This is a genomic window from Rhodococcus sp. WB9 (assembly GCF_007558985.1).
GTDB lineage: Bacteria > Actinomycetota > Actinomycetes > Mycobacteriales > Mycobacteriaceae > Rhodococcus_F > Rhodococcus_F opacus.
The window spans coordinates 3,461,410-3,474,733 of record NZ_CP041769.1 but is presented as its reverse complement, the minus strand read 5'-3'; the positions used below and the strand labels follow the sequence as shown (position 1 = coordinate 3,474,733).

Genomic DNA, 13,324 nt, shown 5'->3' with positions numbered 1-13,324 from the left:
CTCGTCCCGCACCACCCCCCGACAGAGGAGAGAGTCCATGCCCAGCACCACAGTCGCCGTCGGTTCGTCCATCGGCCTGCACGCCCGTCCCGCCGCCGTCATCGCCGAAGCGGTCGCCGCCGCCGGTGTGCCCGTCACACTGGCCGTGGCGGACAGCGAACCCGTGGACGCCGGTTCCGCACTGCTCATCATGACGCTCGGCGCCACCAAGGGCACCGACGTCACGGTCACCAGCGACGACGCCGACGCCGTCGAAAAGGTGGCCCAGCTGGTGGCGGCCGACCTCGACGCCTGACCGCTCTCCGGCCGTCAGCTGGTGAGACCCAGCTGACGGCCGGTCCAGTCCATCTCCCGCTCGAGCGCCGCACCCCAGGTTGCGCCCTCGTGGCCACCGGGGAGCTCGTAGTACCGCACGTTCAGACCGGCCGCCCGCGCGGCAGCGAACATCCGCTGCTGCTGCGGGCGGTATTCGTCGTCCGCCGCCCCGGCGACGAACACCCCGGTCAGCTCCGGGAACTGCCGCGTCCTCAGCACGTCGACCGGATTGACCGCCGCGAACGCACGCTCGTCGCCGGCGAACGTCGCCGCAACCGTCCCCGCGTGATCGCCCAGCGAGGGCTCGTCCTGACCGAGGAAGTCGAGAAACGTCGGGTAGATCGCCGGATAGTTCACGGCCAGCTGGATCGAACAGGTTCCTCCGTACGAGAATCCGCCGATCGCCCACTGCGCCGGATCGCGAGACACCTGCAGGGACTTCTCGATCCACGCGGGCACGTCGCGGGCCACATAGGTGGCAGCATTGCCCAGCGCCGAATCCAGGCACAGCGGATTCGCGTCCTGCGAACCCAGTGCGTCGACCACTACGACGACCGGCGCGAGGCCGTCGTGCCGCGCGGCATACGCGTCCACCGTGGACCCCAGTCGTCCGCTGCCGAACCAGTCCTGGGGGCGCCCCGGCTGTCCCGCGATCATCACCATGACGGGGAGCACGGCGCGGGGCGACGTCAGGTACGCCGGCGGCAGATACAACACGGCCGGCCGGGCCGGAAATCCGGATTCGGTGCCGGGGATCTCCACTTCCGTCACCACACCGGAGCCGGGTGTGCGCACCGGATGTGTCCACACCGAGTCCATCGGGATCCCGGATTGCACGGCGCTCTCGAACCCGGGGACGGCACCGAACGACACCGGCTCGACTACCGTCGGCGGGCGGTGCCCGGCCAGCGAACCGACGGTCGGGAAGACGCCGACCTCCGCATTGACCTGCCCGACCGCCGCGGCCGCGACCATGGCACCCGCCGTCCCGATCACCACTGCGCGCCGGACGCCGGGCTTCCGGAGCAGGAGAGCCGCTGCGAGTACGAGGGTGCCGACGGCGAGCCAGATCCACGCGTATCCCGCCGGCGGTATCTGATTGGGAAGCGGCCGGTACGTCGCCCACACGGCACCCCCGATCACCACGGTCACGGGCACCGCGACTGCCGCGGCGCGGAGGATCGGCGGCCGGGCGGAACGCGACGCCGCGAGCATTACGACGGTGCCCGCCACCACGGCGACGGTCGATGCGGTCTGGGCGCGACCGTGCTCGAGTGACAGGTGGGCGATACGCGACAACAACTCGTGGGCCTGCACCCCGCCAGTATTCACACCGTGCCGGCCACCGAAAGAATCAGGCTCGCAGCATTTCTCGCAAAACAGACCTATCGGGCACGGCGGCGGACCAGGAAGCCGGCGCCGACCACGAGCACGACCGCGCCGCCGGCGATGCCGATCCCCCACAACTTTCCCGACGAATGCGCCGATGCCTCGTCCGCGACTGTCTCCGTGCGGGCCTGCTGCTGCACCCTCGACACCGCCCCGGGCAGCGCCTGAATCGGCGGAACGGAGCCCTCCCGCGCCTCGGAGGCGATCAGCAGGTCGCCGTTCTCGGTGAACGCGATCGACTCCCCCTGCGGCTGCTGCGGCACGTGTGCGCGCACCACCGGCCCCGCGGCGAACGCGGCGGCCAGGTCGCCGTCCGGCGCCGAGAACAGGAACACGTCGGAGTAGCTGCGGACGGCGGCCACGGTTCCGTCGGCGGACACGGCGCCGCCGGTGAACATCGTCGAATGCAGGGCCGGAGCCGTGGTGCCGCTCCCGGTGGTGGCGTCGTCGGCGCCGTTCGTCTCGGCGACGTCCAGCGTCCCCACTTTCTCGAGCGGGGTCGGGCCGGGGCTGGCGAGGCCGCCCACACCGGCGCCCCCCGCAGGACGGTACACGTTGCCCGCCCCGAACACTTCCTTCGTGACGATCAGCGGGGTGCCATCGTGCTGTACGAGAACGGTCTCGGCGTCGTGCGGGCCGTCCGGATACGTCAGCCGATGCAGTTCCCCTGCGCCGGTGTCGCGGTCCATCGCGATCAGTGCCACCGTGTCGCGTCGGCGTCCGTTGTCCCCGGTGTCGGCGAGCCACAGCCGGCCGTCGGGGCCGGAGGCCATGTCCTCGACGTCGTACGGATCGACCGGCAGCGGAAGCCACCGCTGCACGGCGCAGTTCCCGTCCATCACCGCGACCGCGCGATCGGACCCGCTGTCACCGACCGCGTAGAGCAGTCTCCCCGCCGACACGAGCCCCGACAGCTCTTCCAGCGAGGCCTCGTCCGGGGTGCCGACCCCCGAATCGTCGGGAGTGCAGAGCGGACCGAATTCCGACGCGTCGACGGCGGTCTGATCGCGGAAGAACGGCTCTGCGGACCCGGAACCCGCCGCCGCGAGCGGTGTGCACGCAGCGAGAACCGCGACCGCGACACGGGCCGACCACCGTGAGCGGTCAGGCACTGCCGCTGTACTGAACCAGTGCCGACGCCAGCGCTTCGGGCACCCGCGCGTGGACGCGCGTGCCGTCCTCTTCGTGGGACGAGTCGAGGATCTGTCCGTCCGAGTGGATCCGGGCCATCAGGTCTCCCCGGTTGTACGGGAGGAGAACGCTGACCTCGATCTCCGGGCGGACCAGCACATCGCTGAGATGCGCGCGCAACTCGGCGATGCCTTCCCCGGTCCGGGCGGAGACGAACGCCGCTCCGGGCAGCAGGCCGCGCAGCTGGGTCAGCGTGACCGGGTCGGCCGCGTCGATCTTGTTCACCACGATGAGTTCCGGCGGCGCTGCGGCGTCGTTCTCCCGGATCACCTCGGTGATCACCTCGTGGACGGCCCTGATCTGATCCGTGGGCAGCGGATCGGAACCGTCGACGACGTGAAGCAGCAGATCCGCGTCCGTGACTTCCTCGAGCGTCGAGCGGAACGCCTCGATCAGCTGCGTCGGCAGGTGCCGGACGAACCCGACGGTGTCGGTGAGGACGTACTCGCGGCCGTCGTCCAGCGCCGCCCGCCGGGTGGTGGGGTCGAGGGTGGCGAACAGCGCGTTCTGCACCAGCACCCCGGACCCGGTCAAAGCGTTGAGCAGGCTCGACTTGCCTGCGTTGGTGTATCCGACGATCGCGATGGACGGGGTCTCGCTCCGCAGACGCCTGGTGCGTTTGGTGTCGCGGGCGGCCTTCATGCCCTTGATCTCGCGCCGCAGCTTCGCCATCCGCTCACGGATTCGCCGGCGGTCCGTCTCGATCTTGGTCTCACCGGGACCACGCAGCCCCACGCCGCCGTTGCTGCCGGCGCGACCACCCGCCTGCCGGGACATCGATTCACCCCAGCCACGCAGTCGCGGCAGCATGTATTCCATCTGGGCCAGTGCAACCTGCGCCTTGCCCTCCCTGGACGTCGCGTGCTGAGCGAAGATGTCGAGGATGAGGGCCGTGCGGTCGATGACCTTGACCTTGACGACCTTCTCCAGCGCGGTCAGCTGCGCGGGAGTGAGTTCACCGTCGCAGATGACGGTGTCGGCGCCGGTCGAGAGGACGACCTCACGGAGTTCCTCGGCCTTGCCGGAACCGATGTAGGTGGCCGCGTCTGGTTTGTCCCGCCGCTGGACGAGGCCCTCGAGGACCTCGGACCCGGCGGTCTCGGCCAGAGCCGCGAGCTCGGCCATGCTGGATTCGGCCTGCGCCGCGGTTCCCTGCGTCCAGACACCGACGAGCACCACGCGTTCGAGGCGCAGCTGTCGGTATTCGACCTCGGTGACGTCTGTGAGCTCGGTGGAGAGCCCGGCAACTCGGCGCAGCGCGCTGCGGTCCTCGAGTTGCATCTCGCCGACCGAAGGCCGCCCGTCGTCGTAGGCGAACTCAGTGGAGTCGGAGATCGGCGATTCTTCTGTGCGATGTGTTTTCGTCATACACCCTCATGATCCCACGGAATGTCGAGGGTGCGCACGTGCATTTCGCGCAGGGCGATCAGGCGAGGCCGTTCCACCAGCCGTCGTCGAGGTTCCCGGACGCCACCAGGACGGACGGTCCGCGCAACGTCGCCCGGCCGTCGGACACCGCAACGGTGACCTGACCACCGGGAATACGGACATTCACCTCACCGGAGTCGGCCCCGTCGAAGCGCAGAGCGGCGGTGGCCGCGGCCACCGTCCCGGTGCCGCACGACCGTGTTTCGCCGACCCCGCGCTCGTGTACCCGCATGTCCACGGCACCGGAATCGATGCGGGTGAGGATCTCCACGTTCACGCCGTGCGGGAAGAAGCCGGGATCGAACCCGGGTGCGGCCGTCAGGTCGAGGGCCGACAGGGACGCCGCCGTGAGGTGCGCATCGACACACGCCAGGTGCGGGTTGCCGACGTCGATGCCGATTCCGTTGAACACCTTGCCGTCGATGGTCGCGGCACTGGTTCCCAGATCCCGCACCACACCCATGTCGACGGTGACCTCGCCGAAGGCGCCGTCGGCCGAGTGCACGATCACCGGTTTGCCGCCGGCCCGGCTGCCGACCACGAACTCGTCGCGTGTCTCGAGCCCCGCCGCGCGGAGGTAGTGCGCGAAGACACGGACGCCGTTGCCGCACATCTCCGCGATCGAGCCGTCGGCGTTGCGGTAGTCCATGAACCAGTCGTCCTCGGACGTGCCGTCCGGGAGTTCGGCGAGCACACCGGCGGCGGCCAGCGCACCGACCTTCGCGACGCGCAGGATTCCGTCGGCGCCGAGCCCACGCCTGCGATCGCACAGCGCCGCTACCCGAGGGGCCGACAGGTCGATGCGGACGTCGGGATCCGGGAGGACCACGAAGTCGTTCTCGGTGCCGTGTCCCTTGCTGAAATCCATGCGCACCACTCTAACCAACGGTCGAGCAGGTGCTGTTCATCTGCGCGACCGCGGTGCGGTTCATTTACGCTGCCGGGCGATTTCGTAGAGGGCGACGGCGCCGGCGGAGGGGGCGCCGAGGGAACTCGCGGCGCCTCCGATCGGGATGTTGACCACCGTGTCGCAGGCGTCACGCCACGCAGCGCTCATCCCGCGGGTCTCGTTGCCGATGACGAGCACGGTGCCGCCGCCGAAGTCGTGGGCGTCGATGGTGACGGAGCCGGTCTCGTCGGTGCCGACGATGTGCAGGTCGGTTCCGGACGCCCGCCGGGCGTCACGGAAGGCGAGGATCTCGTCGACGGACGACACCGTCACGACGGGCATCGCGAAGAGGGATCCGGTGGAGGCACGGACGCTCCGGGGGTCGAACGGATCTGCGCCGTGGCCGACGACGACGACCGCGTCGGCGCCGAACGCGTTGGCGGAACGGACGAGGGTGCCCAGATTTCCGGGTGAGGCGGGCCGGTCGAACACGACGATCAGAGGGACGGCCTGCAGTCTCAGGTCCTTCAGTCGCGGGGTTCGTGTCTTCGCGACGGCGATGAGTTCCGGCGCGGTGGTGGTCTTCTCACCCAGTTCGGCCATCAGTTCGGCACTGACACCGATCTGTTCGACGGATCGGGTGTCGAGCAGTTCCCGTGCCCAGTCGGACAGTGGCGGGCCGTCCATGCGGTGTAGCAGCGATTCGATCGGCCAGTCGTGTTCCAGCGCCAGGTTGAGGGGACGGACGCCCTGGATCAGGAAGCGTCCCGCCTTCGTTCGCTTGGCGCGGTTGGTGAGGTACGACTGCCACTGCTGGAAGCGGGCGTTGCGGGTGGTCACCAGCAGGGACGGGGCCGGACGGTTGCGTCCGGATGGTGCGCGGCTCATCGTTCTCCCAGTGTTCGGGTCTCGCCGAGGGTGCGGATCGTGGTGTCCGCGAGGTCGGGGTCGCTTCCGTCGACCCAGTGGATGCGGGTGTCGCGGCGGAACCACGACCGTTGCCTGCGCACGTAGCGCCGGGTGCCGATGAATGTGCGTTCCTGCGCCTCGTCGAGGTCGTATTCGCCGTCGAGCCAGGCGAGGACCTGTGCGTAGCCGATGGCCCGGGGTGCGGTGACCCCGTCGCGCAGTCCCAGCTCGATCAGCCCGTTCACCTCGTCGACGAGTCCCCGTTCGAACATCAGCCGGGTGCGGAGCCGGATCCGGTCGTCGAGTTCGGCGGTATCCCGGTCGACACCGACGATGTGTGTGCCCCAGCGCGGTTCGCCGATCCGCGGGGCCGACGCCGCGAACGGCTTCCCGGTGATCTCCACGACTTCGAGGGCCCGAACCAGGCGTCTGCCATCGGTGGGGAGGATCGACGCGGCGGCGTCGGGATCCACCCGGCCGAGTTCGGCGTGGACGGCCGCGACGCCCTTCTCGGCGAGGACGGCTTCCCACCGCGCCCGCACGGACGCATCGGTGGCCGGGAAGCTCCACTCGTCGAGCAGCGACTGCACGTACATCATCGATCCGCCGACGATGACCGGCACTGCGCCGCGTGCGGCGATCGCCTCGACGTCGCGGACCGCCGCCTGCTGATAGTTCGCGACGGTGGCCGTCTCCGTCACGTCGAGCACGTCGAGTTGGTGGTGCGGGATTCCGCGGCGTTCGGCCGGGGCGAGTTTGGCGGTGCCGATGTCCATGCCCCGGTACAGCTGCATCGCGTCGATGTTGACGATCTCGCCGCCGAGACGTTCGGCCAGGTCCAGTGCGAGATCCGACTTTCCGGTTGCGGTCGGTCCGACGACGGCGATCGGCACGGGCGACGTCACGGACGCCACTCCCCCACGTGGTAACCGACTCCATAGGGTGCCGCGCTGTACAGCGTCCGGCAGGATGCGGGTGGCGCGTCGAACACGCCGGCGAGAACCTGCCACGGGACGCGCCCACCGATGCCGAGGGAATCGCACTCCGCGGGTTCGAGGGCCAGCAGCGCGTCGCGGTCGCCGGTGTCGAGCGCGGCGTCGATCCTGGCCTGCACGCCCTCCGCACGCGGGTCGAACGCGCCCGGCGCCTTCGCCGTGAGAGTGTTCGCCCCGTCCGCGACGATCACCAGACCCCGCGGCTCCGGATCCCGGTCGAGAAGGGTGCGCAGTTCCGCGCCGTACTCGGCGCACTGTTGCGGCGACAGGTCGGCGGCGAGGATCCGCACGTCGACGACGGCGTCCGGCGCGCACGTCCCCCGGATCCACCCGGCCGTCAGCGCCGCGAGCGGCAGGTCCGGGTCGGGATCGCCTGCCGGACCGGGCCGCAACGCGACCCGCACGTCGACGCCGTAGCCGCGATAGGTGCCCTGGGCGTCGGAACGTACCGCCACCGCGGCGGGCGCCGCTCCGACCGCCACCCACTCGGTGGCGAGCGCGGACAACGCCTTCGCCGCCGTCTGGACCGCATCCCGCAACGGCGCCGTCTCCGCAGCGGCCGCCCCGGTCAGTTCGGGTACCAGCAGCGGTGGAGACGGCACGAGGATTGCGGCGGTGAACACACAGTCACGCTAGTCGACCGTCCGTGCGGACCCGACATCCGATTCTGGCGGTGCCGTCAATCGGTACCAACGCGGACCGTCCGACCTGATTCAATAGTCCACAGGGCCCGTACCGGGTTGAATGGAGCCAGCACCCGTCCCCGGGTCGTATGGAGCCAGTATTGCGTTCAGGCAGCCGTGACGCGCGGCAGAGATGAGGAACCGATGACCGACAGCAGCGACGCGAAGCCCGCCGTGGAGCCTGCCGCTCAGCAGCACGACACACCGAAGCCCAGCCTCCCGAAGCCCGGTGCCGCCGCGAAACCGGGTGCACCCAAGCCCCACCCCACACCGACACACGCCCTCTCCGCCCCCGCCGTCGCCGCCCCCGCCCACAGTGACCCGAGCAAGTTCGGCCGCGTGGACGACGACGGCACCGCCTGGGTGAAGACCGCGGACGGCGAACGGCAGATCGGGTCGTGGCAGGCCGGAGACGCTGCGGAAGGTCTGGCGCACTTCGGTCGGCGCTTCGACGATCTGGCAACGGAAGTGGCACTCCTCGAGGCCCGGCTCAGTTCCGGCGCGGGCGACGCGAAGAAGACGAAGGCGGCCGCGCTCGCGCTCGCCGAATCCCTCCCGACCGCCGCGGTGATCGGTGACATCGATTCTCTCGCGGCGCGGCTCGACGTCATCATCGCCGGATCCGACGAGGCAGCGGCCCACGCCAAGCACGAAAAGGAACTGTCGCGGCAGGCGCACACCGAACGCAAGGAAGCGCTGGCCGCGGAGGCGGAACAGATCGGTGCCGAATCCACACAGTGGAAGGCCGCCGGCGACCGGCTGCGCGAGATCCTGGACGAGTGGAAGACCATCCGCGGTATCGACCGGAAGGTCGACGACGCCCTGTGGAAGCGGTATTCGAAGGCGCGGGAGGCGTTCAACCGGCGTCGCGGCGCCCATTTCGCCGAACTCGACCGCGAGCGCGCCGCCGCCAAGACCAAGAAGGAAGAGCTCGTCGAACGGGCCGAGGCACTGTCCGACTCCACCGACTGGGGTCCGACGGCCGGAGCGTTCCGTGATCTGCTCGCCGAGTGGAAGGCCGCGGGCCGCGCACCGCGGGAAGCCGACGACAACCTGTGGAGGCGGTTCAAGGGCGCTCAGGACGTGTTCTTCGCCGCCCGCAACGCCGCGTCCTCCGAACGCGACGCCGAGTTCGAGGAGAACGCGGTCGCCAAGGAAGAGTTGCTGAAGAACGCCGGCCACATCGATCCGGCCAAGGACATCGACGCGGCGAGGGCCGCGCTCCGCGACCTGCAGGAGAAGTGGGACGCCATCGGCAAGGTGCCCCGCGAGCGGATGCACGACCTCGAGGGCAAGCTGCGCGCCATCGAGAAGCGTGTTCGCGACGCCGCCGACGAGGAATGGCGCCGCACCGACCCGGAGGCCCTCGCCAGGGCCGCGCAGTTCCGGGAGCGGGTCACACAGTTCGAGGAGCAGGCCGCCAAGGCGACCGCCGCGGGCAAGACGAAGGACGCCGAGAGCGCCCTTGCACAGGCCCAGCAGTGGCGCGAATGGGCCGAGGCGGCCGAGGGCGCCGTCAGCGGTCCGTAGGCACGATCAGCCGACGTTCCAGTCGCCGCGTCGCTCCGCTTCGGCGGCAGCGGCGCGGCGTTCTTCTTCCGCGGCCAGCTGCAGGGCGGTGCGGCTCCAGACCACCTTCAACCAGTGGAACGTGAGCACGATGACGGTGAGCCAGCCGATGATCAGACCGATCCCCGGTCCGGCCGCCTCGACGCCGGGCGCCGGGGTCTGCCGCGACCAGATGGCGAGCATGCCGAACACGATGGACACGGCGGTACCGGCGAGGGCCACCCAGGCGAGCGCCCAGCGGCGGGTGACGAGCGCCAGCATCGACACGACGACCCCGAACACCACCTCGAACCACACGAACAGCCGCGACGGCAGCGCGATCGTCTCCGCGCGGGCGTCGTCCCCGTACACCAGCACCTCCCAGCCGTTCGCGATGCCGGAGTGCGGCAACGTCAGCGAACCGAGGAGTACGACCACCGCGACCGCGACGACGAGGGCACGCGCGCCGGGATCGATCTCGCCGGCCACCTTCTTCTCGGCGGCGTCGAAATCCTTCAGGTAACTCTCGATCGGCTCGCTCTCGGAACCCGAACCGTTGTCGCCGGTCCGGTTTCCGTCGTGCCGCTTGTCGTCGAACGGGGTGGTCATGCGTTGCATCCCATCTGGGCGGGTAGTGGTGCGGGCGCACCGATCTGCGGCAGTCCGAGTCCCACGCCGATCGGCGGGGTCTTCGGGGTGACGCCCTTCTCGAAGGAGTCGCCCGCGCGGGTGCGGCGGTGGGTCAGGACCGGGGTGTCGGCGACGAGGTGGTGCGGGGCGGCGGCACTGACGACGACCGTGACGACGTCGCCGGGCCGGACGTTCCCGTCGAGGTTGCCCGCGGGCCGGAAGTGGACGAGGCGGCCGTCGCGGGCGCGCCCGCTCATCCGGGCGGTCTCCGCGTTCTTGCGGCCCTCCCCGGCGGCGACGAGCAGTTCCACCTCGGCGCCGACGAGCTTCTGGTTCTCCTCGAGGGTGATCTGTTCCTGCAACGCGATGAGACGCTCGTACCGTTCCTGGACGATGGCCTTGGGCAGCTGCTCGTCCATCTCCGCTGCCGGGGTGCCCGGACGCTTGGAGTACTGGAAGGTGTAGGCGCTGGTGAAGCGTGCCTGCCGGACCACGTCGAGGGTGTCCTGGAAGTCTTCCTCGGTCTCACCCGGGAAGCCCACGATGATATCGGTGGTGATGGCCGCGTGCGGCATCGCGGTGCGGACCTTTTCGATGATCCCCAGGAACCGCGACTTCCGGTAGGAGCGGCGCATCGCCTTCAGCACGCGGTCCGATCCGGACTGCAGCGGCATGTGCAGCTGGGGACACACGTTGGGGGTCTCGGCCATCGCCTCGATGACGTCGTTGGTGAATTCGGCCGGGTGCGGAGACGTGAACCGCACCCGCTCGAGCCCGTCGATCTCTCCGCACGCGCGCAGCAGCGCGGCGAACGCGCCGCGGTCGCGGGGCTGGTCGGGATCGGCGAAGGACACGCCGTACGCGTTGACGTTCTGCCCGAGCAGGGTGACCTCGACGACGCCCTCGTTCACCAGTGCCTGCACCTCGGCCAGGATGTCGCCGGGGCGCCGGTCGACCTCCTTGCCGCGCAGCGCGGGCACGATGCAGAACGTGCAGGTGTTGTTGCATCCCACCGAGATGGACACCCAGCCCGCGTATGCCGACTCCCGCTTGGCGGGCAGCGTCGACGGGAACGCCTCCAACGCGTCGAGGATCTCGACCTCGGCCCGCTGGTTGTGGCGGGCCCGGTCCAGCAATGCGGGGAGCGAACCGATGTTGTGGGTGCCGAACACGACGTCCACCCACGGCGCCTTCTTCACGACGACGTCGCGGTCCTTCTGCGCCAGGCACCCGCCGACCGCGATCTGCATGTCGGGGTTCTGTTCCTTCGCAGGCGCGAGGTGGCTCAGGTTGCCGTACAACTTGTTGTCGGCGTTCTCCCGGACCGCGCAGGTGTTGAAGACGACGAGGTCGGGCGCCTGCCCCGCGGCCGCCTTCGTGTAGCCGGCGTCCTCGAGGAGCCCCGACAGCCGCTCGGAGTCGTGCACGTTCATCTGGCAGCCGTACGTGCGCACCTCGTAGCTGCGGGGAGGGGTCTGGTCGATCGTGTCCACGTATGCCAGGGTACGGCCCGCGCCAGATCGCCTCGTCGCGGCCGGTGTGCGCCCGGACACACACCCGAAGCCGGACAGTAAAGTTTCCGTGACATCCCGAGGATTCTCGGGGCAAATGGCAGGTGCTCCCGCTCCCAACACATAGGGTCATCGACTATGACGCAAGCCGACGACGCGACGCCGACACCCTCCACGGGCGCGGCCCCGTCCATGATCTCGATGAAATCGGTGAACAAACACTTCGGCGCCCTCCACGTCCTCCGGGAGATCGACCTCGAAGTCCCTCGCGGACAGGTCGTGATCGTCCTCGGACCGTCCGGCTCGGGTAAGTCGACGCTGTGCCGCACCATCAACCGCCTCGAGCCCATCGACTCCGGTGAGATCGCGGTGGACGGGAAGGTACTACCGGCCGAGGGCAAGGCCCTGGCGGCGCTGCGCGCCGACGTGGGCATGGTGTTCCAGTCGTTCAACCTGTTCGCCCACAAGACGATCCTCGAGAACGTGATGCTCGCACCGGTCAAGGTGCGGAAGAAGAGCAGCGCCGACGCGAAGGCGAGGGCCTACGAGCTTCTCGAGCGGGTCGGCATAGCCAACCAGGCGGACAAGTACCCGGCGCAGTTGTCGGGCGGTCAGCAGCAGCGAGTCGCAATCGCACGCGCACTCGCCATGAACCCCAAGGTCATGCTGTTCGACGAGCCGACGTCCGCACTCGACCCGGAAATGGTCAACGAGGTCCTGGACGTCATGACCTCACTCGCCAAGGACGGCATGACCATGCTCGTGGTGACCCACGAGATGGGCTTCGCCCGCAAGGTCGGCCACCGTGTTCTCTTCATGGCCGACGGCCAGATCGTCGAGGACGCCGAGCCCACCACGTTCTTCACCGCTCCCAAATCCGAGCGCGCGAAGGACTTTCTCGGCAAGATTCTCAGCCACTGACCCGAAGGAGCGCCGATGCGGTGCTCTCGGTCGACCGTGCTCCACACGCAACACCCGTCATTTCAATTGGAGGAACTCGATGAGGATCAATCGCGCGATTCGCGTGGGAATCGGCGTCATGGCGCTCGCCGTCGTCGCATCTGCCTGTGGCGGAGGTGAAGAGAAGAGCGCATCCCAGAGCGCGTCGGAGGGCAAGCTCACAGTCGGAATCAAGTACGACCAGCCCGGCCTCGGATTGCGCAACCCCGACGGTTCCTTCAGCGGCTTCGACGTCGAGGTGGCCGAATACGTGGCCGGCAAGCTGGGTGTCGCGCCCGAGAACATCGAGTTCAAGGAGTCCCCGTCGGCTCAGCGCGAGACGTTGATCCAGAACGGTGAGGTCGACTACATCGTCGCCACCTACTCGATCACCGACGCCCGCAAGGAGAAGGTCGACTTCGCCGGGCCGTACTTCATCGCCGGACAGTCGCTCCTGGTGAAGTCCGACAACACCGACATCACCGGCCCCGATTCGCTCAACGGCGGAAAGAAGCTGTGCTCCGTCACCGGGTCCACCCCGGCGCAGAAGGTCAAGGACACGTACGCGCAGGACGTGCAGCTGCAGGAATTCGACACGTACTCGGCGTGCGTCGAGGCGCTGCGTAACGGTGCGGTGGACGCCGTCACCACCGACGACATCATCCTCGCCGGCTACGCGGCGCAGTACCCCGGCGAGCTGAAGGTGGTCGGCGCGCCGTTCACCGAAGAGCGCTACGGCATCGGCCTGGCCAAGGGCGACGACGAGACCCGCGCCAAGATCAACGACGCCATCGACGCCATGATCGCGGACGGCTCGTGGGAGCGCGCGTTCAACGAGACCGTCGGCGCGTCGGGTTACCCGATCCCCGCCCCGCCGACCGTCGATCGGTACTGAGC

General features: G+C 69.3%; 13 protein-coding genes. 4 read left to right on the top strand and 9 right to left on the bottom strand.

Annotation, left to right across the window (positions count from 1 at the left end; all coding sequences use genetic code 11):
* Nucleotides 1-37 precede the first annotated feature (37 nt).
* A complete protein-coding gene (locus FND50_RS16125) occupies nt 38-295 on the top strand; it encodes an HPr family phosphocarrier protein (protein WP_005240765.1) in 258 nt (85 codons plus the stop codon).
* Between the two features lie 14 nt (nt 296-309).
* Here FND50_RS16125 and FND50_RS16120 read toward each other — a convergent pair whose 3' ends face one another.
* The 7 genes from FND50_RS16120 to FND50_RS16090 all read right to left on the bottom strand — a co-directional run bounded on the left by FND50_RS16120 (nt 310) and on the right by FND50_RS16090 (nt 7,739).
* The gene (locus FND50_RS16120; protein ID WP_144286347.1) at nt 310-1,632 is read right to left on the bottom strand and encodes an esterase family protein; all 1,323 of its coding nucleotides are present in this window, start codon (nt 1,630-1,632) and stop codon (nt 310-312) included.
* 68 nt (nt 1,633-1,700) lie between these two features.
* Nucleotides 1,701-2,816: a hypothetical protein gene (locus tag FND50_RS16115; protein WP_144286346.1), complete on the bottom strand. Its 1,116-nt coding sequence runs from the start codon at nt 2,814-2,816 to the stop codon at nt 1,701-1,703.
* Nucleotides 2,809-4,263, bottom strand: coding sequence for a GTPase HflX (hflX, locus tag FND50_RS16110; RefSeq protein WP_005240762.1), 1,455 nt, complete (start codon nt 4,261-4,263; stop codon nt 2,809-2,811). Before hflX ends, FND50_RS16115 begins: the two co-directional genes overlap by 8 nt.
* A gap of 58 nt (nt 4,264-4,321) precedes the next feature.
* Entirely contained in the window at nt 4,322-5,191 is an 870-nt protein-coding gene (dapF, locus tag FND50_RS16105; protein ID WP_144286345.1) for a diaminopimelate epimerase, read from the bottom strand.
* A 60-nt stretch (nt 5,192-5,251) separates the two neighbouring features.
* Nucleotides 5,252-6,100 (bottom strand): RNA methyltransferase, encoded by an 849-nt coding sequence (locus FND50_RS16100; RefSeq protein WP_144286344.1) that lies wholly within the window; start codon nt 6,098-6,100, stop codon nt 5,252-5,254.
* Nucleotides 6,097-7,026: a tRNA (adenosine(37)-N6)-dimethylallyltransferase MiaA gene (miaA, locus tag FND50_RS16095; RefSeq protein ID WP_186301291.1), complete on the bottom strand. Its 930-nt coding sequence runs from the start codon at nt 7,024-7,026 to the stop codon at nt 6,097-6,099. Before miaA ends, FND50_RS16100 begins: the two co-directional genes overlap by 4 nt.
* Nucleotides 7,023-7,739, bottom strand: a complete 717-nt coding sequence (locus FND50_RS16090; protein WP_144286342.1) for a class III extradiol dioxygenase subunit B-like domain-containing protein — start codon at nt 7,737-7,739, stop codon at nt 7,023-7,025. Before FND50_RS16090 ends, miaA begins: the two co-directional genes overlap by 4 nt.
* A gap of 204 nt (nt 7,740-7,943) precedes the next feature.
* On the opposite strand from FND50_RS16090, the gene FND50_RS16085 reads away from it, so the two are divergent.
* Nucleotides 7,944-9,329: a DUF349 domain-containing protein gene (locus FND50_RS16085; RefSeq protein ID WP_005563802.1), complete on the top strand. Its 1,386-nt coding sequence runs from the start codon at nt 7,944-7,946 to the stop codon at nt 9,327-9,329.
* 6 nt (nt 9,330-9,335) lie between these two features.
* On the opposite strand, the gene FND50_RS16080 is transcribed toward FND50_RS16085, so the two are convergent.
* Together FND50_RS16080 and miaB are read right to left on the bottom strand one after the other, a co-directional pair.
* Nucleotides 9,336-9,956, bottom strand: a complete 621-nt coding sequence (locus FND50_RS16080; RefSeq protein ID WP_005261140.1) for a hypothetical protein — start codon at nt 9,954-9,956, stop codon at nt 9,336-9,338.
* A complete protein-coding gene (miaB, locus tag FND50_RS16075) occupies nt 9,953-11,470 on the bottom strand; it encodes a tRNA (N6-isopentenyl adenosine(37)-C2)-methylthiotransferase MiaB (RefSeq protein WP_144286341.1) in 1,518 nt (505 codons plus the stop codon). Before miaB ends, FND50_RS16080 begins: the two co-directional genes overlap by 4 nt.
* 210 nt (nt 11,471-11,680) lie before the next feature.
* Here miaB and FND50_RS16070 point away from each other — a divergent pair, with 210 nt between their 5' ends.
* Nucleotides 11,681-12,409, top strand: coding sequence for an amino acid ABC transporter ATP-binding protein (locus FND50_RS16070; protein WP_005261142.1), 729 nt, complete (start codon nt 11,681-11,683; stop codon nt 12,407-12,409).
* Between the two features lie 79 nt (nt 12,410-12,488).
* Entirely contained in the window at nt 12,489-13,322 is an 834-nt protein-coding gene (locus FND50_RS16065) for a glutamate ABC transporter substrate-binding protein (protein ID WP_144286340.1), read from the top strand.
* Nucleotides 13,323-13,324: the final 2 nt, after the last annotated feature.